This window comes from Bacteroides caccae, assembly GCF_002222615.2.
In the GTDB taxonomy this organism is placed as follows: domain Bacteria; phylum Bacteroidota; class Bacteroidia; order Bacteroidales; family Bacteroidaceae; genus Bacteroides; species Bacteroides caccae.
In genome coordinates this window covers 743,036-764,302 of the sequence record NZ_CP022412.2, presented here as the reverse complement: position 1 = coordinate 764,302, position 21,267 = coordinate 743,036, and the positions used below count along the sequence as shown (strand labels likewise).

Below are 21,267 nucleotides of genomic sequence, written 5' to 3'. Positions count from 1 at the left end.
TCTTGTTATTTTAGGTTCTATTCTTCTCAACTGATCTTCATCCCTTTCGGAATAAACTGGCTGATGTCTTTATTAAAGGTCAATAGCTCGCGTACAATAGTAGAGCTGACACAAGTCAGTTCCGGCTCCGTGAAAAGCAGAATGGTTTCGATACCTGCCAGTTTGCGGTTGATGTCTGCAATCGTTTCTTCGTATTCGAAGTCTTTTACGGTGCGGATACCGCGGACAATAAACTTTGCTCCTACTTCCTGTGCGAAGTCAATTGTCAGACAATCGTATGACATTACCCGGATACGAGGGTCGTCCTTGTAGAGTTCCCGAATCATTTCCTCTCTTTTGTCGATAGGGAAATACGTATTCTTGTTTTCGTTGATACCGATTCCTATCACGATTTCGTCCATAAAGGTGAGTGCACGTTCCACTACCGAATAATGTCCGATGGTGAAAGGGTCGAATGTACCCGGGAATATTGCTTTTCTCATGATGCCAAGTCTTCTTCAATAACCAAGTTGTCTATAATAAAGTTCTGTCGTTCCATGGTGTTTTTACCCATGTAGAATTCCAGTAGTTCTTTTACTGCGTCCGTTTTGCGCAATGTCACTTGTTCCAGGCGCATATCTTTGCCGATAAAGTGCTTGAACTCGTCCGGTGAGATCTCTCCCAATCCTTTGAATCGGGTGATTTCCGGATTCGGGCTTAGTTCATTGATAGCATTGACGCGTTCCTCCTCGCTGTAACAATAGAGCGTCTTTTTCTTGTTGCGTACACGGAACAGAGGAGTCTGCAAGATGTATACGTGTCCCTTCTTGATAAGGTCGGGGAAGAATTGCAGGAAGAAGGTAATCAGCAACAGGCGGATGTGCATACCGTCCACATCGGCATCAGTTGCTACAATCACTTTGTTGTAACGCAGTCCTTCGATTCCGTCTTCTATATTCAGGGCTGCCTGGAGCAGGTTGAATTCTTCGTTCTCGTACACCACTTTCTTTGTCAGCCCGAAAGAATTCAACGGTTTACCACGGAGGCTGAATACCGCTTGTGTGTTGACATCACGGCTCTTGGTGATGGAACCGCTTGCAGAGTCTCCCTCGGTGATGAAGATGCAGGAATCTTCTTCCAGCCCTTTTCCTTTCGGGTCGTTGAGGTGGATACGGCAGTCACGCAGTTTGCGGTTATGCAGGTTAGCTTTCTTGGCACGTTCGCGGGCCAGTTTCGTTACGCCTGCAATGGCTTTACGTTCCTTTTCCGATTCCTGTATCTTTTGCTGGATAGCTTCGGCTACGTCCGCATTCTTGTGGAGGAAGTTGTCCACTTCCAGTTTGATGAAGTCGCCTACGTATTTATTGACGGTCATGCCGCCGGGCGCCATGTTGGTAGAACCCAGCTTCGTCTTGGTCTGGCTCTCGAAGATCGGTTCCTCCACGTTGACGGCAATGGCGGCAACGAGTCCGTTGCGGATGTCCGTATAATCCATGTTCTTGTTGAAGAACTCTTTGATAGTACGGGCGATATGTTCCTTGAAAGCACTCTGGTGAGTACCTCCCTGGGTGGTGTGCTGACCGTTGACGAAGGAGTAATATTCTTCTCCGTATTGTCCGGTGTGGGTGAAGGCTATTTCGATGTCTTCTCCTTTCAGGTGGATGATAGGGTAGAGGCCGGTTGCCGTCATGTTGTCATTCAGCAGGTCTACAAGACCGTTACGTGACAGGATGCGGTGACCGTTATAGATAATGGCAAGCCCTGTGTTGAGGTACGTATAGTTACGTAGCATGGTCTCGATAAATTCGGGCTTGAAACAATAATTCAGGAATAATGTATTGTCCGGTTCGAAGAAGATATAAGTTCCGTTGTCTTCTTCGGTGGTCTGCGTTTCATCAGTCAGCAGGGTACCTTTGGAGAAAGTGGCGATGCGGACTTTCCCGTCGCGGTAACTGCGTACCTCGAAACGGGAGCTCAGTGCGTTGACGGCTTTCACACCGACACCGTTCAACCCGACGCTTTTCTTAAATGCCTTGCTGTCGTACTTACCACCGGTATTCAGCATACTGACGGCTTCAATCAGCTTTCCTTGCGGAATGCCTCGTCCGTAGTCACGCACACTGACACGAAGGTTTTCTTCAACGGTAATCTCGATTTTCTTACCGGCTTGCATCTTGAACTCGTCAATACTGTTGTCAATCACTTCTTTCAGGAGGACATAGATTCCGTCTTCGGCATGTGCACCGTCGCCCAGCCTACCGATATACATACCGGGGCGTGTGCGCACATGTTCCATGTCGCTCAGGTGGCGGATGTTGTCGTCAGTGTACTCTACTGCATTGTTGTTGTCTACAGGTATCAATTCGTTCTCTTCCATAGCTGTTTTTTTATTTTATCTCTTTGATGAACGCACGGCGGCGCTTATGTTGTTGAGTCTCAAAGTAATCCCATTGTGCCTGAACCTTTCCGTTCAGTTCCAGTTCGGGGTTGCTTTCCGCAAAGATAAAACCTAATTTTTGATAAACCGGAATTAAATCGGAAAATAACAAAGCGTTAACACCTTTATTCTGGTATTCCGGTTTCACGGCAACAAGTAGTAAATCAAGCATTTTCGCACGTCGTTTCATGAATAATGCTTTCAACAGATAGAACCATCCGAGCGGCAGCAGACGTCCGTGTGACTTTTGCAGCGCTTCGGCAAGCGACGGCATGGAGATACCTACGCAAACCAGTTTGTCATCGGCATCGGTGATAAGAGTCACCATTCGCAGGTCGAGTATCGGGAGGTACATCTTTACGTACTGGTTGATTTGTCGCTGCGTCAACGGAGAGTAGCCGTAGAGCGGGCTGTACGCTTCGTTCATCAGTTCGAATATTTCCTGTCCGTAGTCTTTGGCTATTTTTTTCCCGGAGGTATATTTTTTTATCTTGAGGTTGTATTTTCGTTGAATCAGTTCGGAGATACGCTTGTGCTTGTCGGGAATGGCGTCCGGGATATAGATTTTGTATTCCACCCAGTCGGCGTCTTTCTCGAAGCCGAGTTTCTCCATGTGTACGGGATAGTAGGGGTGGTTGTAGATAGTGGCCATGGTGCTGAGTTGGTCGAAACCTTCAATCAGCATACCTTCCGCATCGAAATCGGTGAATCCGAGAGGTCCGGCAATGTGAGTCATGCCCCGTTCCTTTCCCCAGTCTTCTACTGTTTTGATGAGAGCGGAGGATACTTCAGGGTCGTCAATGAAGTCTATCCACCCGAAACGGACGTTCTTGCAACCCCATTTCTCGTTGGCACGGTTGTTGATAATGGCGGCTACACGTCCTACGATCTTGTCATCCTGGTATGCCAGAAAATAATCTGCTTCACAGAATTCGAATGCTGCATTCTTACGCTTGTTAAATGTATTGAGCATATCGTCGTAAAGGTCGGGGACGGAGTACGGATTGCCCTTGTACATTCTGTAATTGAAACGGATAAATTTCTTAAGTTCTCTCTTTGTAGAGACTTTCTTGATTGTAATAGCCATATCTCGTATTTATGATTGAGGAAGCAAAGATACGTGATAATCTTCAAAGTACAACGCAGAGGGTGGCAAAAACTGTGTGAGAGGCAGGTCGGTTTTGGAAAATAAAAAGCAATTAGTAGTTGTTTAAACTGAATTTAGGGCTACCTTTGTTCGAAATACTATAACACATATCATGGAACTACAAATTATTCAGAATAAGATATATGAGATTCGGGGACAGAAGGTAATGCTTGATTTTGATTTGGCGGAACTCTATGGAACAGAAACACGGTTATTGAAGCGTGCTGTGAGGCGTAATATGGAACGTTTTCCAGATGATTTCATGTTTGAATTGACAAATGAAGAGGCTAACTGCTTGTTGTCCAGTAGGGTATCCCAAATTGGGATACCCCAATATAATTTTAGTGCTTACACTCCATTTGCGTTTACGGAACAGGGGGTAGCCATGCTTTCAAGCGTTCTGCATTCAACAGTTGCTATTAAGGTCAATATTAATATTATGCGTGCCTTTGTCAGTATTCGTCAATATGTCTTGGTCAGTGATACCAAGAATCAAGAAATAGACGAACTGAGACAGCGCATACAAGAACTGGAAAGTCAAGGAAGTAAAGCATTCGCAATGATTAACCAAATCGGCGAGGAGACTTTGGAAGCCATAAACGACCTCAGTGAAGATACCCGGAAGGAATTGGATAGTATTTATCTGGCTTTATCAGAATTGGCCGATAAAGAAAAAACGGAATCTCTGAAATCAAAGCATCGACGACCGATTGGGTTTATACATTACGATAATGAGGAATAAGTTTATTTTGATATAAAGCAATAAACATTTCCTGCAAAGTCACAGACAATCATCCGGTTTCCTGATACGGCTACGGTTGAGAATATCGGTGCTCCGAGATTATATTTGTCTTTTATAATTCCCGTTGTCCGGTCGATAGCATATAGATAACCATCGGAAGCTCCGATGTAAATAACTCCTTGTGATGCCACTGGGCTTGTTTCTACTCCGGCTTGCGGAGTGGTGGAATAAGGAGCTGTGTATACCAGCGAAGGCAAAGTCTCTGCTCTCCATTTATTGAAAAGCGTAGCTTTGTCCAGTGCGAAAACTCCGCGGTCGGCAGTGCCGAAGATAATTTCCTGTTCGGTAATAAGTGGTGTGGATGTTACGTCCAGGTTGGCTGACAACTCTTTCTGTTGGAGTACTTTTCCGGTTTGCGGTTCTATGACGAAGAAGCTTTTGGAGGAGATGATCCATAATTTCCCGTCTTTATAGACCGGAGAGGCTCCCCGGTTACGAAGTCCGTTATCAGAGAGTTTCCAGAGTTGTTTTCCGGTGTGAATGTCGTTACCGTATAATCCTCCCCATTGAGTTCCGCTGACTAATACATTTCCGGCAACAGTTAGCGTTGTAGTAGCACCTTCCCGTTGTCTCCAGTCCTTGTTAATCCATATTGTTTGTCCTGTCTTTAAGTCATAGGCGGATAGTCCGGCACCAATTCCGGCGTAGACTACTCCTTTATCTATTGTTATTCCTTCCGTTAAGTAAGGATAGCTGTTCAGTTTGATATATTGTTTCCAGAGTAATTTTCCGGATTCTGCATCCAAAGCGTACAGATTGCAGGCAGCGTCCTGTGCTATTACAATTCCGTTTTCATAGGCAATTGTGTTCTTCACCGAGTTTGCCGTGCGGAATTTCCATAACAGTTTGCCGGAATTGAAATCGAATGCACAGACAAATGTGTTCAGTGGTATATTGTCATCGGTGGTAGCGATAAATACTTTCTGTCCGGCGATAATAGGGGAAGCCATGAAGATGTTGCTGCCTGTGTTGGCTGTCCATTGCAGTTGCAGGGGGAGCTTGATTTGAGAATTATTGATTCCTCCGGAGTGTGCGGCATTTTGAAGCAGGGTATTCCAGTCCTCGCCCGGGATTGTAGCCGGCTTGAAGTCTTTTTGATAAGTGAATCGGCTGGTGGCGGTTGCTTTCTTGCCGTCATTAAAGAATGAAGTTACTGTGAGTTGTAGCTTTCTTCCGTTTTCATTCGCAGGCATTTGAATGTCTCTGCTCCAGTTCCAGTCGGTGAGGGAGATAAGGTTGCCTTTGGCTATCTCCTGATTATTCTCTATATCGCTTAGGATGTAGGAGACGTGTGATGTTTTAGCCTGTGCATGATAGGTATTGACAGAAACAGGAAGCCGGTCTCCGGTAGCTGCGGAAATTTGATTGTTCATCGGGGAGACTATGGCAATCTGCGGCTCGATGAAGGTATACCGTAGTTGCGTTGTGATATTGTCATTGCCGTCTACTTTTATTTCTCTGAAAGAAGAAGGAGAATGATCAATACCGCCTTTATCCAATGTACCGGTACAGATTGTATAGATTCCGTTTTGATTGCGGACATAGTTGTAGTGCATGTGTCCGTAGATTTGGGCTTTTGTATTGAAAGCACGTAGGTCAAGTGTATGCTCTTTATCGGCTTTGAATACGAATGTGTCACTTGCGGTAAACAGGTCATGGTTGAAGAGGATCAATGCCTGTTCTTTCTTCATCATGGCAAGGTCATTCTTCAGCCAGTTGTATACATCTTTTTGAGTATAATTAGTCGGGTGGTCTCCGTGGTCGATTGGGGTGACTACATAATGAACGTTACCCATATCAAATGAGTACCACGTCGGACCATAGAGAGATTCATAAAGCTCTTCGCCATAGCTACCTTTCACTAAGTCGTGATTGCCGATGCAGTAGTAAACGGGGCAATCCATTGTCTGTGCGTTCACTATTTGGTTATGCATTGTCAGCCCCGGTTCGTAACAGATGTCTCCGGTATGAATCAGGAAAGCGGGCTTTTCATTCTTTACATATTGCTGAAGGTCAGTTACCCAACGTCCCATTCCACCGGTCACTTCGGTATCGGTGATTTGAACGAAAGAATGTTCCCTGGCTTTTGTCCGTTCACTTTCAGTTAAGATAAAGTCGTAGCTTTTTCTATTCTCTTTGGTGGAAAGATAGAATTGCTCCGTTTCAAATCCGGCGGGAGTTGTAATGCTGATAAATCTTGTTTTATCGAATCCGGGTAAAGAGAACCGACCTTTCTTATCTGTTTTTACTACGTTCAAGCCGTCTGTTACCATAACTCCCGCCAGCGGTTTATCACCTTTATTAAATAGTCCTGATTGGTCGGTGTCGACATAGACTGTTCCTTTAAATTGAGCGCTTAGTGGCAGATATAGTAAAAATGATACTAGGATAACAGATAATCTTTTCATGGTCAGTCCTCTGGTTTTTAGTGTGTTAAGCTAATTATTTCTTTTTATTTCACTTGTTTCATTTCTTCATTGTAACGTGCTTCTTCTTTGCACAAAGGTTTGTACCAAGTCTTCCTTAGTATGAGTGTGGTGACTAAAAGCAAAGCGATAGAGCTCCAGAGCCCCAGTTGCTCGCGGACAACGAGATACATCGGAATGATAGTAAGCGCACATTGCCAGATGATACCGATTGCTACGTTGAAAGCATCCCTTTTGAAGTTCTTGTTCGGCTGGATATGAGGATAACGCGCCAATGCTTTTTCTTCTATCGGTTTCCACCAGCCCCATGGGCGGACACGGGTGTAGAAGTTGATCAGTGTCTCTTCGTCAGTCGGAGGTGCGCTATACGTTCCGGCGATACATCCTATCAGGGAAACCCCGAACAGAACGGGGAAGAAATACAATACCCATGCGTCGGGAACAGTGAATTTCATGACGATTGCCGCTATTACTCCGGCAGTCATTCCCCAGAAATAGCCTTCGCCGTTGAAACGCCACCAATGCCATTTGAGTACGTTGGCTGCGATGTATCCACCAAAGAGTGCACCTACAATCCATTGGAAGATTTCATTAATATCTTTCAGAAAGAATCCGATAACGGTGCTGACCACTACCACTGCAACAGAAATCACATAACTGCTGCGTATCTGCGTTTTTACACTCGCTTTCGGATTGATGTATTTCAGATAAATGTCATTCACGATATATGCAGGAGCCGCATTCACCGTTGAAGCGAAAGTAGACATGAACGCTGCCAGTAGTCCCGCCAATAACAGACCAGCTAATCCGGAAGGTACATAACGGGTAATCAAGTGAGGAAGAATCGTCTCAAAGTCCGTTCGTGTAACTTCCATTTGTGTCATTCCGCCGTCTTCCTTGAAGAAGTAAATAGCCAGCAATGCGAATCCCATAATCATCAGGTAGCGGGGGATTAATAACACCACAGATACAGAACCACTCATCATTGCCGCTTCTTTCGGAGACTTGCAGGACAGAATCTTCTGCATATCATAGTTAGGAGCGGGACCAGCCATGCTCATAAAGATTCCTTTCAGCAACGCCATCATAACAAATATGCTTATCAGACTGTAAGGCTCGTTGGCCATTCGCTCGGTAAGGAGATTCATCCGGCTGCTCCAGTCGATATCAAGTGTCCAGCCGAAGAAGGGCGAATCCCAGCCGGCAGGAACAAATGAGTGAATCATGTCCGGTGCCACCATCTGCATACCAATGACGACAATAACGATGCCTGCCACGGTCATTATCAGAAACTGAACGACATCTGTCCATACGATACTCAGCATTCCGCCGAGCATCACATAGAATGTGGCGATGGTAGTAAAGAAAATACCATATACATGAGGAACATATTCTGCAGGAACATTGAAAGGAATAAATGGAGATACTACTTCCCAAGGGATGAATATCTCCATAAATTTACCAATACCTATGAACCCGTAACTTAAAAAACCGAGTACGCTAAGTAATGCGAATACGATAACAATCGTATGTGAAAGAGTAGAACCTTTCCCTTTTCCGAAACGGGTTTTAATCCATTCGGCACCGGTGAGAACGTTCGAACGGCGCAGCCACACGGATAAGTAAACCATTAGGAATATTTGGTTGAACACCGGCCATAACCAGGGAATCCAAAGACTTTTGAAACCATAAGCGAATGCCCAGTATACCATTAGCATTGTGCCCGTAATATCGAACATTCCGGAGGCGTTGGATAATCCCAACATATAGAAAGGCAATGATTTTCCACCTAAGAAGTAGGAGTCCATATTCTGGGCTGCCCGTTTTTTAAGAATGAGACCGATGACAATCATAGCGATAAGATAGGCGCATATGATAAGAAGGTCGGTAGTGTGTAATTTCATATTATTATTTTGAATCGATTTATATATTGTATCTTCTTTGCTGCAAAGGTAGGGGGAAAGAAGCAAGGAAACAAATATTATTTTAGCTCATTCTGATACTATGTTGAAATCTCCGGTATTCTTCTTATGTTACCTTGATTTTGTACTATATCTTTAATAATTGACAAAATAGTACTTTACTTATAAGAAATAAAATGAGAAAGCCGGAGTATATTTGAATATTTCTTTTATCTGCACAATGTTATATTTCGTGAGAAGAATCCGTCTAATAGACATTCAAGGGGAAAACATATCTCTGCTATTGTTCTTCTTTGAGGTTTAGGCATTTTTAGCGCTATGTTGCACATCGTTAAAGTTAGAAAAGATACATGATAATCTTCAAAATTCAGGCACAGATTGCATAGATTTCAGTTCTTTCATTTTATCAGAGCTGCAAAATCTATGAAATCTGTGCCTATAATTTGAAAATTGTGGAGAATTACTTATCGCCAGCCCGAAGGTTGTTCCAAATTCGGGTTAAGCTGTATTTCGCTGAACGGAATAGGAAAATAGTAATACTTTGTTTCATCGAATCTGGGTGGATTGCCTTGGTCAATTGTGAAACGGATGTTTCCTTTGTTACCTTCACTCAGATAGATGTTTCCCTTTTTGCCGTCTTTATCTACCAGGTAATAAGTCTTTTGCAATTTTGACAGTTCATTTTCGGTTAGTCCGGCTGTTTTGTCGGGAGATTCTAGTATGGCAATATCGTTCTCACCATCACCAGTGACGTCGTAAGCTCCGAATGCAGGAATATACACACCTTCGGCAGGACCTTCGAGCAATTTGCCGGCTTTCCATCTCATCAAATCATCATAACGAAGACCTTCGCAGGCCAGTTCTACACGGCGTTCGCGGCGTATTTCTAGAATTACATTGGCCAGTGTACCGGTTACGGCAGGATATTGGACTGTGAGTTTTGGGTCAGTGGCTACATCGAGTTTTAAATCTGGCATGCCTACACGCTTTCTCAATAGGTTGACTGTTGCATTCAAGTCTTCCTGTTTGATTGTACCCAGTTCTGCTTTTGCTTCCGCGTTAATGAGTAGTGTTTCTGCATATCTGAAAATAACGATGTCATTGTAGCCTGCATCATATCCACTGTTCAGTTCCGCTGTACGAGGGTAATATTTCAACTGAGGCAAGTATCCGTAATCTAGTTTGGCTACGGTAGGCAGTGATTCATTGGCTTTGATGAATCCTGCCGGCATGATAGTTTCTGCCATACGAGGATCTCTATCGTCAAACATTTCATTGTAGGTCTTTGTCGCGTAATTAGGGTCGGAGGTGGCGGGGGAACCGTTTAACTTGAGATAACTGTCTGCTAAACTGCGGCTTAGGTGCCACATCCAATCTACAACTGAGGGAGTGTTACTACCGCGTCCTAATGTGCGGTCGTAGTCGGCATAGAGGATGATTTCCTTGTTACCTTTCAGGTCACCTGTGAAGAGGGCTCGATAACCTTCTGCTCCTTTTCCGGTGATTTCAAATCCGGCTTTCATGATTTCTCCGGTTGCCCATACGGCTTTTTCGAGAAAATTATTGGCGGTATTTGTCAAATTCAGTTCTGTATGGTACTTACGGAAGGTACCTTCATGCAAAGCAAATCGTGCCAGCAGGCTGTAGGCTGCCCATTTGTTAATGTAGGTACGGCTTTCAATGGCTTTGATGTTCTTGGCTGCAAATTCCAAGTCTTCCATGATTTTATCGGCTATCAGTTCGCGACTGTCCATTCCTTTGTATAGATCAGGATCATTTGTACTCAATGGATGATCGTACCAAGGAGCGGCACCGTATCTTTTTAGCATTTTGAAATAGAAATTGGCACGAAAGAAACGTGCTACGCCGATGTAGTGGTCGATATCTGTCTGTTCACCTTTCACCTTATGTGCATTTACTAGCAATACATTGGCTTTGCGCAAGTTGTACCAGTCTTTATCTTCGTCTTTACTCCAGCCGCCTACGGTATTTTCGTTGATGGTTCCATGCAGCATACTGTATACTTCGTGGCTTGCTGTATAACCACCGATATTGTCGGAATAGAGGTCGTCCGATCCGTATGGCAAATCTTTATAGGAGTTGTTCAGGTAGATTGCCATGTCTTCCGGAGTTTGGAAGAAGGCTTCTTCATTCAGTTCGGTTTCCGGATACTTTTCCAGAAAGCTGTCGTTGCAGGCTGTGAGAAATACCAGGCTAATGCTCGCTGAAAGAATATATTTTAATGTTTTCATATTGTTATTGTTTACAGATTTAGAAATTCAAGTTAACACCAAATGTGAAGGAACGCTGCAACGGGTAGGTTTTGCTGCTTGAATCCAAGGCTTCCGGGTCGAGGTTGGCTTTCAGATGTTGTAACTCGCACAGGTTTTCACCGCTGAAGTAGAAGCGTACGCGTTCGATACCTACTTTGCTAGTCCATGTTTTGGGTAGTGTGTAGCCAAAGGTTACATTCTTCAGACGTAGATAGGAAGCGTCTTGTAGGTATTTGGTCTGAGGGCAAGCAAGCTCGGAACCGGTACTTTCTGCAATATAAGGCTTCACACGAGGGAAGTAGGCATTGCGGTTTTCGGGTGTCCAGTGATCGAGGTTACCTTTCTGTACGTTAGTCCAAGGTTGGGCATAAATACCCCAGAAATAGTGGTTACCGCCACCAGCGTACCAGTCTCTTTTGCCTATGCCTTGCAAGAAGATGCGTAGGTCAAATCCTTTCCAATTGGCATCCATGTCAATGCTATAGGGGAGGCGTATGGAACTGTTACCGATTTTTTTGAAGTCGCCCGGATCGGCGAGAGTTCCTTTGCCGTTACTGATTTCTTTGTCACCGTTGATATCTTTGAACTTCAGGTCACCTACGTAGAACTTGTAGCCCATATCATCTTCACCTACTTTGGTCTGGTCAGCATGGTTAGCAAGTTCTTCTTCGTTCTGGAAGAATCCTTCAGTAGTTAATCCCCAGATTTCACCCAATTCTTTACCTACATAATGATTGTCGTTTGTCCAAATGGAGGTACGAATTTTGTTACCGTTCTTGTCCGTGTCCCAAACGTAGTTATCGAACTTGGTGATGAATGAGCGGCTGTCCGAGATGATGAAACGTACGCCATAGCTGAAGGGTGAATCTGCTAAGTTGAACTGGTCTCTCCATGCCAATGAAAGTTCCCAACCACGGGTTTTCAGGTCAGCAGCGTTTTCTTTCGGTTCGCTGGTACCTAATACACTGGGAAGGGATTTTCCTTTGGTCAGCATGCCTTCGGTGTAGCGTACGTAGTAATCAAAACCAGCTGTCAGACGATTGTTGAGGAAGCCTAAGTCGATACCACCATTGATAGTACGCACCTGTTCCCAAGTCAGTGAGCTGGATACGATACCTGGCATGATAACCTGAAGTGGTTTTTTTCCGTCCAGAATCCATTTGCTTTCTTCTGCTTTCATCTGTGGAGAGAAGGCGTATGCACCTACGTTCTGATTACCTAAGCTACCGTAAGAACCACGCAATTTCATTGTGTTCAGTCCTATTTTGTTTTTTAGATTTTCCATGAACTTTTCTTGTGAAACGTTCCATGCGGCAGAAACAGAAGGGAAAAAGCTGTAACGGTCGTTCTTCGGGAAGGGGGAGGAACCGTCGTACCTGCCGTTAAACTCAACGATGTAGCGATTGTCAAATACATAGTTCAGGCGGAAGAAGGCTCCGCGAACAGACCAGTCAGTAATACTTTCGCTGGTTTTGACAGTACCGGTGGCAAGCTCGATAGTTGGGAAAGAGGTACTGATTAGTTGATCTCTGCTCGACCAGTAGCTGTTGGTACGTGTGTTTTCTTGGTTAAAACCTACCATTGCTTGTACAAAGTGTTGGCCGGCAAAAGTCTTGTGGAAATCAGTATATATATTGAATACATTGTTATCGTAGAACTGCGAGTCGTTACGGGCAGAGCTTGTAGTTGTGTTCTGTTCCAGTGCCATTTCTGGTCCTTGCTTGTAGGAGTAGGGCAAAGATGCTCTACGTGTACGTTCGCTGTCGCGGCGGAAGGTGGCGTCTGCTTTGATTTGCCATACATCCTTCAACAGGTCGATGGTAGCGGCAAACGTGGTGGAAAAGTCACGTCGGTCGTTGACGGAACGTCCTCCATTCTCTAGCAGTCCCAGTATGGCACCTCCAGATTTGGTATATGTTCCGTCCGGGTTTCTTACTACGTCGAGCGTACTTTTGCGGTTCACCTCGTGGAAGAAACTTTCCATATCGATGTTAGGTTTGTCGTATTTGCGGAATGCAAACGATGTATTATTGCTGATGTTCAGCCAGTTGGTGAGTTGGAAATCTACTTTAGCACGCATATTGTAACGGTCGTAGATGTCGTTACCTTTCTTGAACATACCATCTTGGCGGTAGTATTCGCCAGAAAGGTAATAGCCAGCTTTTTTGGTACGCTGGGCAATGTTGAAATTGACAGTGTAGGAAGGTGCTGCATTTTTGTAGGTTTCGTCCATCCAGTCCGTCTGTCCGTAGTAAGCCCATTTGTTCGGGTCGCTCGGGTCTACTATGACTGCTGGTAGCGACGGGTCGTTAACGCGCTTTTGGGCTTCCGCCATTTGTTCTTCTGTGTAGAAACTGTACGTACGTGCTTGATTCTGGATGGTCATTACTTGATATGGATCGGTCACATGTTCGGGCAGGCGTGTGATTTTACGTGTTGAGTAATAAGCATTGACAGCTACGCTGATTTTCTCCGATTTTGCAGATTTGGTAGTGACTAGAATTACGCCGAATGCAGCACGTGCACCGTAGATAGCTGCTGATGAAGCGTCTTTCAGTACAGATACGTTTTCGATGTCGTTAGCATTCATACGGGAGAACTCGTCGGCTGTGACGGGAATGTTGTCTACTAGAATCAAGGGTTCGGCCGAATCACTGTTGATGGAACCAATACCGCGAATATTATATTTCGGCGAGGAATTGGCATTACCATCCGTGACTGTAATGTTGAGGTTGGGTACAGCTCCTTGCAAACCGAGCCCAGCATTGGATAGCGAACGGTTTTCTAGTACTTTAGAAGATACCGCGTCTACGGCTCCTGACATATTTACTTTTTTCTGGGTACCGTAACCCACTACTACGACTTCATTCAGCATTTCTGAGTCTTCCTTTAGTATTATCTGGAGGACTTTCTTTCCATTGAGGTTGACGGTTTCTGTCTTATATCCAATGTAGGACACTGTGAGGATAGAATTGGGGGAGACGCCTTTAAGCGAGAATTTGCCGTCTATATCAGTGATTGTTCCATTGGTACTTCCTTTTACTAGGACATTTACGCCGATGACGGGTTCTCCTGTTTGGTCGACTACGGTTCCTGTTACTGTGATGTTTCCCGTTTGCTGCACAATCGCTATTTCGTCACTAGCAATTACCATCATGCTACTACCGGGAGTCAAAAGGGACAGAACCAAACAAACTCTTTTAACTAAAGAGTTTACTTTGTGCTTTTCATTTTTCATGTTTTCTTTTATTTAAATTATATACATATTTTATAGTTTCTCTGTATTAGAGTATGGATTAAAGGTATCATCCATATTTTGTTTCATTTCTTTTCATATAGGCTGCATTTTTAAAGGTTTATACATTTATTTTATATAGTGCAAATTTAAATGATTGCCTTGTTTGTAGTGTAGACTTATTTTAACTTATGCTGATACTATTCTATCAAATTCATTTTGCTTTTAAAGATAAATTTGTTTCGTTTCTCCTGTGACGATTTTGTTTGACTCTATGAGCTTACAAATGTTTTCCACGGAAGCAGCTGAACGTAAACCGTCAACAGGTGTGTGGAGGCAATAATCCGTTAGTCTGTCAATAGTCGAAGTTGCCACGTGCATACGGGTGTCGGAAGAAGCGTAATAGATATATACTGTCCCGTCCTCGTCCGCAATCCAGCCATTGGAGAAGAGCACATTGGATACATCACCTATTCTTTCTCCGTCTATCGGAGCCAGCAAATATCCTCCTGGTTCAGCGATGATTCTTGTCGGGTCTTCCAAAGAGGTCATATACAGATAAAGTACATAACGTAGACCAGCAGCACAGGCACGAACCCCGTGGGCGAGATGTAGCCATCCTTTTGTGGTTTTGACAGGATGAGGTCCTTCGCCGTTTTTCACCTCTTTTATAGTGTGGTAGTGGCGGTGGTTGATGATAGTCTCTTCTTTCACTTCTGCATGAGTCATATCATCAATGAGTGCCCAGCCGATACCTCCGCCGTTTCCGGCGTCAATAAAACTATCTTGTGGACGAGTGTACAATGCGTATTTTCCGTTAACAAATTCTGGATGCAGAACGACATTGCGTTGCTGGCTTTTGGAAATCAGATTCGGCAAACGTTCCCAATTCTTCAGGTCTTTGGTGCGGACGATACCTGCTTTTGCAATGGCAGACGACAAATCGCCCGGAGCTGCGTCCGGGTCAAGGCTTTCGCTACAGAAAATACCATAAATCCAACCGTCTTCGTGTGCTGTCAGGCGCATATCGTAGACATTTGTCTCTGTCGGATCAGTATCCGGTAGTCGTATCGGATATTCCCAGAAACGAAAATTATCGATTCCATTAGGGCTTTCAGCAATGGCAAAGAATGACTTACGGTCGTTTCCTTCTACGCGGACCACCATAAGATATTTTCCTTTCCACTTGATGGCTCCCGAATTCATAGTGGCATTAACACCAATCCTTTCCATTAACCATGGATTTGTTTGGGGATTTAAGTCATAACGCCATTCTAAAGGGATATGTTCTGCTGTGATAACAGGATATAAGTAACGTTGAAATATTCCGTTGTAATGACTTTTATCTTCCAGATTTTTACGAGTTAGAAGTCGAAAATATGATTCTTTGAATTTTCTAAATTTTTGTTCGGTATAAGTAGGCATAACTTTTTATTTAACGGGTGTTACAAACGAGGGATTATAAACGGACCTTTCCAACAAATGTGACAACACTATATGGCGGTATTGTAAGGTTATAATATTCTTTGTTCTCCTGTACAATTGCCATTTCTGTCCAACTGTTATCTTCATTGGTTATATATTGTTTTAATAGGCCATTTATATTTGCTCCATCCAAACGAAGGCTGGTCTGAATTGTCTGTTTAGATGAATTGATTGTTACAAGAGTATACTCATCGTCTTTTTTATATGCAGATATTAAAAGAGGAATGCCGCTAGACTGGGTTACTTGTATCCGTGTACTCTCTTCAGGGATGTAGCGAGAAAAGTTTCCAAAAATATCATATCTTTTAGATAATAGAAAATCTTTTCTGTTTTTATCTAAAATAATGAGACTTTCATTATTGGATGTTGGCATGGCTCCTCCCCACCATATAATTGCGTTTACATTTGCTTTTGTAAGATAATTGTGAAAAGTAACAGCCCACTTCAGTCCGTCATGTATGGAGATGTCGAGTGGATTTACATCGCTTATTTCTGTTATCCATACCGGTATATCGGCTTTTTCTGCCATTTCAAATGGTAGAATAGCTGTTTTAAGATATTCTTTATCTACTTTTATTGGCATTATATCGGGTGATAAGCTATAGCCATGCCCGGCAGCAATGAGATTGAAATCTTTGGCTTCGGGATAGTTCTGAAGAATTGTATCAGTGAAGTCTTTGGATGAAACCATTTTTAATTGAGGCATATAAACAGCCCATAAAGGATTTTCTCCAAATATGATTTTGGCAGGAATATTCTCTTTTCGAAAGGTTGGACCGAGATATGAGGTGATGAATTTTCCCATTTCGTCTGCTGTCCATAAGGAAGAGTTCCAAGGGGCTGCATAACCGGGCTCGTTGGATGGTGATATAGCATAAGGTGCAATGCCTTTAGATTTGTAAGCGTTGTAGAAAGCGGCAAGATAATTAGCAAAATCTGTATAACATTCTGTTTTGAGCCGACCATTTGAAACCTTGCCATTACTTTTCATCCAAGCAGGAGCACTCCATGTGGAGAATACTAATTTGCTGATGTGGTATTTATTTTTAGCTTTTAACGTAAGCCATAACTGTCCTCGTCTTAATAAATCATCGGATTTGTTGATGAAATCAGAATCGCTCAATTCGATATGGATGTCGTCGTTAAGGTTAAAATCCTTGTCTGTTTCATTCTCCCAATAATGCGGGAATATCTCTCCTCTTAGAATATTCAAGCGCAATCCATCTTTACCGAACATTTTGTCCATGACTTGCTCTCTATTTTTGAAGGCGAACAATTCTTTTGCCCAGCCAGCCTGGGCTATTCCGAATCCGTCTATTCTTTGTTTGCAATCCTTCCATCTGATGACGATACCGGAATTGTACGGCTCTTCTGAGGCCATAGCAGCAGAGGCACTTGAGCAAAGCTGACTACATAATAGTGTACCGAAGGCGAGGATATAATATAATTTCATATTTCAGAATTTTAGTTGTAAAATGAGAGAATAATTTGTTGCAAAAGTATCGCGTTGTTGAGTTGTGAGCAAATAGGATTTTATCATTTGCTGATACAATTATATCAAAAAACATAGAGATAAGTAAAATAGCGACTTAATTTAATCCAAAGAATGACTTGATTTTCAAACGTGTGTGTTAGGAATCAATTTCATTTTGTAAAGATGTCGTATTGTAAGATATAGTTTATTTTTTTAAAAAAGAGAGAAAATAAAAGGAGAAACTGGTTTTGTTTCCAGTTTCTCCTTTCCCTTTCCAGTATATAATCTCAAAGCGATTATTTGAAAACAATCTTCATTGGTCTACCTATCCAGACTTGTGGTTGTTCGAGGTTGAAAATGTGAGCTATTGTAGAAGCTACATCATATTGCATCATGCTTACATCATCAAAACGAAGTCCTTTTTTAATATTCTTACCGGAAATGATGAAAGCTGTTTCCATTTCTTGCATTGTTTTGCCGCCGTGACCCTTCTTGATGCCTCCATGGTCGGAAGTCAATATGAAAATAGTGTCATCAAGGATGCCTGCATCTTTTACGGCCTGGACAATCTGGCCGACATAAGTATCCAACTCCTTGAGTTTCTCATAATATGCGGGAGTGTCATGTCCTTCAGTGTGTCCGGTATGGTCGGGACTATCATAGCAGATAGCAACAAGAGTCGGATGTTTCTCCTTTATGTAAGCAGATGCCATATTGCCTAACTCTTTGGGAGTCTTGTTGTAATCGGCCACATGATAATGATAACTTAGAGAAAGTGTATCTACTAAATACTTGATTCCGTTCCATTCATACAGACAGCCGATCTCTGCTTTCGGACGGGCATCACGCAGTAATTGGAAGATAGTGGGGAAGATTCCATTCTTGTTTAAAACACGTGACGGAAGTTCCGGAGTTTTAGATCCCCATTCGGTGTATCCGTGAAGTTCGGGACCGGCTCCCATAAACATGGATGCCCAGTTGATAGCACTGGACGAAGGAAGTGCCGAGCGTTTTTTGAGCGTGTAAGCTCCGTCTTCCATTAGTCTCTTGACATTGGGCATGTCTGCTTTAGGCAAGCTGTAAGCTCCCCAACCGTCCAGTCCGATGAGAACAACATGTTTGGCTTTGTCTTTTCCTTTGGCATTGCAGGAGAATGTGAAACAAAAAAGCAGTGCGAATGTAGCAAGTAGCGTAAAAGCGTTTTGTCTATTCATGATATTTTCCATTAAGTAATTAATATTGTAGGTTTAATGAATTAAGTTTTCTCATGTATTATTTTATTAGACAAAGGTAGAGTTATTCTGTTGGTGGAACAAATACAATCTTAGCATTAACTAATACTTTTGCATTTTTTATCTCAAACTGATACTTTACTGCGCGAAATGGGCTGTAAAGAGTGGTGGTGTTGCGAAATGTTATATATTTGCCCGCATAAACAAAAATATTACTATGAAGAAGAATTGGATGTATGGCAGTATGGTAGCTGCTTTGTTTGTTGTGCTGGCAAGTAGTTGCGGCAATTCGCAGCAGGTCCTTGATTTTCGTGGAATTTGTGTAGATGATACGCGCGGTGAAAACGGAATCTATAATCCCGGACGAGGTTTCCGGTTGGAGACGGCGGTAGATGTGAAAAAAGAAAAAGACAGTCCGACAAAAGAACTGTTGGAACTGTCTGCCAAATACGTGGCGGATAGTGTTTCGCTTGCCCAGAGCTATTTCTATCTTACTTATCTGATAGGTGAAAAACTGTCGGAAGAGAATCTTAATACGATGCAGGTGTATTTTGATGAATTGCAGAAACAAGGAAAGAAGGCGGTATTACGTTTTGCCTACGAGCGGGATTTTATGGGGAGAGCGGCGGTCGGGCCTACCGGAGAGCAGATATTGGAACATCTGGACCAGTTGAAACCTTTTCTGGAGAAAAATAAAGACCTGATTCTGGTGGTACAGGCCGGTATGGTGGGTGCTTGGGGAGAATGGCACAGCTCTGTTCAAGGACTGGAGAACTCGGATGAAACGAAAACTGCTATTTTGGAAAAGCTTCTTTCGGTGGCTCCCGAAGAAAGGCAGGTACAGGTAAGGCTTCCTATGTTTAAGAATCTGCTGAAAGATAAGCCGGAGTTATATAAGAGGCTTTCGTTTCATGATGATTTTATTGTGATACGTCCGGATCGTTGGGATGCGGAAATGCATGAGGGGACTGATAACTTTGACCAGATTGTCAAAGAATCGCCTTATTTGGTGGTCGATGGCGAGTTGCCTTGGGGATTCTGGAGTGTAGGTGCCGATCCCGACAGTCCTTCGGCGGGTTGGATTATTGACGGATTGCAGACAGCAAGACGTCTGTTCCTCCAGCACTTCACCTCATTGAGCGTGATACATAATTATAAGGAACAACACCCCAATAATAAGTTTGACGAGAATAATCCTCCTGAATATTCAATGGTAGTCTGGAAGAAAACCATGATAACGGAAGATTCTTTGCATCAGCATCATATGCCTGTATCCGACAGTTATTTCCAAAAGAAAGATGGTACGAAGGTGGAACGTAATATGTTCGATTATATACGCGATCATTTGGGGTATCGGATTGAACTGCAATCTCTTCGGATGCCGAAAGCGTTGGAAGCAGGAAAAGACAATCTCCTGAACCTGAGTTTGATAAATAGAGGGTTTGCTACTGTGTTTGGCGAACATCCGGTCTATTTCGTACTGATTGACGATAAAGGGAAAGTCATGGAATTTCCGACCGAAGCAAATCCGTTGGACTGGCAACCGTTCCAGCCGGAAGATTCTACATATACGCCGTTGACGCATTCCGTTGATTTGTCTCTCAGATTGCCGGATTCGGTTGCTCCCGGAAAATATAGGTTAGGGCTGTGGATACCGGACGGTTCGGAAAGGCTGAAATATAATTCCCGTTACGCTATCCGTTGTGCGAATGGGGATACTACCTGGGCGATATCCGATGACGGAAAATATGGCGTTAATGTATTGACGATTGTCGAGGTGAAATAAATGTTAGTTTACTTTTTATCTATGTATTATAAATCAATACCACGGTATATGCTACATAGCAGAGTATCATAATGCTTCCTTCTATCCGTGTGATTGTCCGTTTGGCGAAGAACAATCCGAACAGCCAGAGCAGGATGCACGAGCCGACCAGTGTGAGCAAGTCGAAGTTGGTGATTCCGCTAAGGTGGAGGGGAGTAATGCTGGCGCTGCATCCCAATACAAAGAAGATATTGAAGAGGTTACTGCCGATTACATTTCCGATAGCTATTTCCGGATTCTTCTTTAGTGCGGCAACGATAGAGGTGGCAAGTTCCGGCAGAGAAGTCCCTCCGGCCACCAGTGTCAGACCGATGATTGACTCGCTGACGCCCAGATTGCGGGCGATACCCGTAGCCCCGTTAACAAATAATTGTCCTCCGTAAATTAGTGCAGCCAGCCCTCCGATAATATAAAGAACCGATTTCCACCAGGGGAGCAATTTTATCTCGTTCTCTTCTTCCGGTACGGGATGTTCTTCCTGTCCCCCTGTGGAGGGCTTGGAAGCGATAGCAAATGTATATCCCATAAAGATAGCGAAGAAACAAAGCAATAACAGTCCGTCTACCCTGTTCAGGATATTTTCCGGTGCTTTATCCAGAAAGACGTCATTGGCGCAAACCAACAGGACGACAGAAGATAGAATGCAGAGCGGAATCTCTTTTTTGAGTGTATTCCGGGTGATGACAATCGGAGCGAATAAAGCCGTGCAGCCTACAATCATCAGTGTATTGAATATATTACTTCCTACCACATTACCTATGGCAATGTCCGCACTGCCTTTAAGAGCAGAAGACACACTGACGGTGAGTTCGGGGGCAGAAGTACCGAACGCGACGATAGTAAGCCCGATAACAATGGAGGGGATACGGAGACGTTTGGCAACTGAAGCAGCCCCGTCCGTGAGTCCGTTAGCTCCTAGAAGAATGAGGATTAATCCTCCGATAAGAAACAGTATATTCATGTTTTTTTCTCTTTTGGTGGCAAAGATAATCATTTTCAAAATTGATATGTCAAAAACAATCCGTATGTT

The 21,267-nt window shown here is 43.5% G+C and carries 13 protein-coding genes; 2 read left to right on the top strand and 11 right to left on the bottom strand.

Annotated features, from left to right (window positions below; genetic code table 11):
* Nucleotides 1-26: 26 nt before the first annotated feature.
* Genes coaD through CGC64_RS03055 form a run of 3 tightly spaced genes read right to left on the bottom strand, consistent with a single transcriptional unit; the run spans nucleotide 27 to nucleotide 3,503 of the window.
* On the bottom strand, nucleotides 27-482 hold the full coding sequence (gene coaD, locus CGC64_RS03065) for a pantetheine-phosphate adenylyltransferase (RefSeq protein WP_005676681.1): 456 nt from the start codon (nucleotides 480-482) through the stop codon (nucleotides 27-29).
* Nucleotides 479-2,356, bottom strand: coding sequence for a DNA topoisomerase IV subunit B (locus CGC64_RS03060; protein ID WP_005676679.1), 1,878 nt, complete (start codon nucleotides 2,354-2,356; stop codon nucleotides 479-481). Before CGC64_RS03060 ends, coaD begins: the two co-directional genes overlap by 4 nt.
* Before the next feature lie 10 nt (nucleotides 2,357-2,366).
* Nucleotides 2,367-3,503, bottom strand: coding sequence for a hypothetical protein (locus CGC64_RS03055; protein ID WP_005676678.1), 1,137 nt, complete (start codon nucleotides 3,501-3,503; stop codon nucleotides 2,367-2,369).
* Between the two features lie 172 nt (nucleotides 3,504-3,675).
* Between CGC64_RS03055 and CGC64_RS03050 the strand changes: the two genes are divergently transcribed.
* Entirely contained in the window at nucleotides 3,676-4,305 is a 630-nt protein-coding gene (locus CGC64_RS03050) for an ORF6N domain-containing protein (RefSeq protein WP_005676677.1), read from the top strand.
* Nucleotides 4,306-4,307: 2 nt separating this feature from the next.
* On the opposite strand, the gene CGC64_RS03045 is transcribed toward CGC64_RS03050, so the two are convergent.
* From CGC64_RS03045 to CGC64_RS03015, 7 genes are all read right to left on the bottom strand, one after another.
* Complete coding sequence (locus CGC64_RS03045) at nucleotides 4,308-6,773, bottom strand: outer membrane protein assembly factor BamB family protein (protein ID WP_005676676.1); 2,466 nt, start codon at nucleotides 6,771-6,773, stop codon at nucleotides 4,308-4,310.
* Between the two features lie 44 nt (nucleotides 6,774-6,817).
* Nucleotides 6,818-8,695 carry a sodium:solute symporter family protein gene (locus CGC64_RS03040; RefSeq protein ID WP_005676675.1) on the bottom strand — a complete coding sequence of 626 codons (1,878 nt, stop codon included), beginning with the start codon at nucleotides 8,693-8,695 and terminating at the stop codon, nucleotides 6,818-6,820.
* A 482-nt stretch (nucleotides 8,696-9,177) separates the two neighbouring features.
* Nucleotides 9,178-10,965, bottom strand: a complete 1,788-nt coding sequence (locus CGC64_RS03035) for a RagB/SusD family nutrient uptake outer membrane protein (RefSeq protein WP_005676674.1) — start codon at nucleotides 10,963-10,965, stop codon at nucleotides 9,178-9,180.
* A 19-nt stretch (nucleotides 10,966-10,984) separates the two neighbouring features.
* Nucleotides 10,985-14,143 carry a SusC/RagA family TonB-linked outer membrane protein gene (locus CGC64_RS03030; RefSeq protein WP_232286814.1) on the bottom strand — a complete coding sequence of 1,053 codons (3,159 nt, stop codon included), beginning with the start codon at nucleotides 14,141-14,143 and terminating at the stop codon, nucleotides 10,985-10,987.
* A 303-nt stretch (nucleotides 14,144-14,446) separates the two neighbouring features.
* Nucleotides 14,447-15,646 carry a glycoside hydrolase family 130 protein gene (locus CGC64_RS03025; RefSeq protein ID WP_005676672.1) on the bottom strand — a complete coding sequence of 400 codons (1,200 nt, stop codon included), beginning with the start codon at nucleotides 15,644-15,646 and terminating at the stop codon, nucleotides 14,447-14,449.
* Nucleotides 15,647-15,680: 34 nt separating this feature from the next.
* Complete coding sequence (locus tag CGC64_RS03020; RefSeq protein WP_005676671.1) at nucleotides 15,681-17,159, bottom strand: glycoside hydrolase family 30 protein; 1,479 nt, start codon at nucleotides 17,157-17,159, stop codon at nucleotides 15,681-15,683.
* Nucleotides 17,160-17,476: 317 nt separating this feature from the next.
* Nucleotides 17,477-18,394 carry an alkaline phosphatase gene (locus CGC64_RS03015; protein ID WP_005682103.1) on the bottom strand — a complete coding sequence of 306 codons (918 nt, stop codon included), beginning with the start codon at nucleotides 18,392-18,394 and terminating at the stop codon, nucleotides 17,477-17,479.
* A gap of 235 nt (nucleotides 18,395-18,629) precedes the next feature.
* On the opposite strand from CGC64_RS03015, the gene CGC64_RS03010 reads away from it, so the two are divergent.
* The gene (locus CGC64_RS03010) at nucleotides 18,630-20,198 is read left to right on the top strand and encodes a DUF4832 domain-containing protein (protein WP_005676668.1); all 1,569 of its coding nucleotides are present in this window, start codon (nucleotides 18,630-18,632) and stop codon (nucleotides 20,196-20,198) included.
* A gap of 19 nt (nucleotides 20,199-20,217) precedes the next feature.
* On the opposite strand, the gene CGC64_RS03005 is transcribed toward CGC64_RS03010, so the two are convergent.
* Complete coding sequence (locus CGC64_RS03005; protein ID WP_005682105.1) at nucleotides 20,218-21,198, bottom strand: calcium/sodium antiporter; 981 nt, start codon at nucleotides 21,196-21,198, stop codon at nucleotides 20,218-20,220.
* Nucleotides 21,199-21,267 lie beyond the last annotated feature (69 nt).

Coding starts and splice junctions, on each gene's coding strand:
- coaD (WP_005676681.1), bottom strand. CDS start 482: ATGAGAAAAGCAATATTCCCGGGTACATTCGACCCTTTCACCATCGGA.
- CGC64_RS03060 (WP_005676679.1), bottom strand. CDS start 2,356: ATGGAAGAGAACGAATTGATACCTGTAGACAACAACAATGCAGTAGAG.
- CGC64_RS03055 (WP_005676678.1), bottom strand. CDS start 3,503: ATGGCTATTACAATCAAGAAAGTCTCTACAAAGAGAGAACTTAAGAAA.
- CGC64_RS03050 (WP_005676677.1), top strand. CDS start 3,676: ATGGAACTACAAATTATTCAGAATAAGATATATGAGATTCGGGGACAG.
- CGC64_RS03045 (WP_005676676.1), bottom strand. CDS start 6,773: ATGAAAAGATTATCTGTTATCCTAGTATCATTTTTACTATATCTGCCA.
- CGC64_RS03040 (WP_005676675.1), bottom strand. CDS start 8,695: ATGAAATTACACACTACCGACCTTCTTATCATATGCGCCTATCTTATC.
- CGC64_RS03035 (WP_005676674.1), bottom strand. CDS start 10,965: ATGAAAACATTAAAATATATTCTTTCAGCGAGCATTAGCCTGGTATTT.
- CGC64_RS03030 (WP_232286814.1), bottom strand. CDS start 14,143: ATGATGGTAATTGCTAGTGACGAAATAGCGATTGTGCAGCAAACGGGA.
- CGC64_RS03025 (WP_005676672.1), bottom strand. CDS start 15,646: ATGCCTACTTATACCGAACAAAAATTTAGAAAATTCAAAGAATCATAT.
- CGC64_RS03020 (WP_005676671.1), bottom strand. CDS start 17,159: ATGAAATTATATTATATCCTCGCCTTCGGTACACTATTATGTAGTCAG.
- CGC64_RS03015 (WP_005682103.1), bottom strand. CDS start 18,394: ATGAATAGACAAAACGCTTTTACGCTACTTGCTACATTCGCACTGCTT.
- CGC64_RS03010 (WP_005676668.1), top strand. CDS start 18,630: ATGAAGAAGAATTGGATGTATGGCAGTATGGTAGCTGCTTTGTTTGTT.
- CGC64_RS03005 (WP_005682105.1), bottom strand. CDS start 21,198: ATGAATATACTGTTTCTTATCGGAGGATTAATCCTCATTCTTCTAGGA.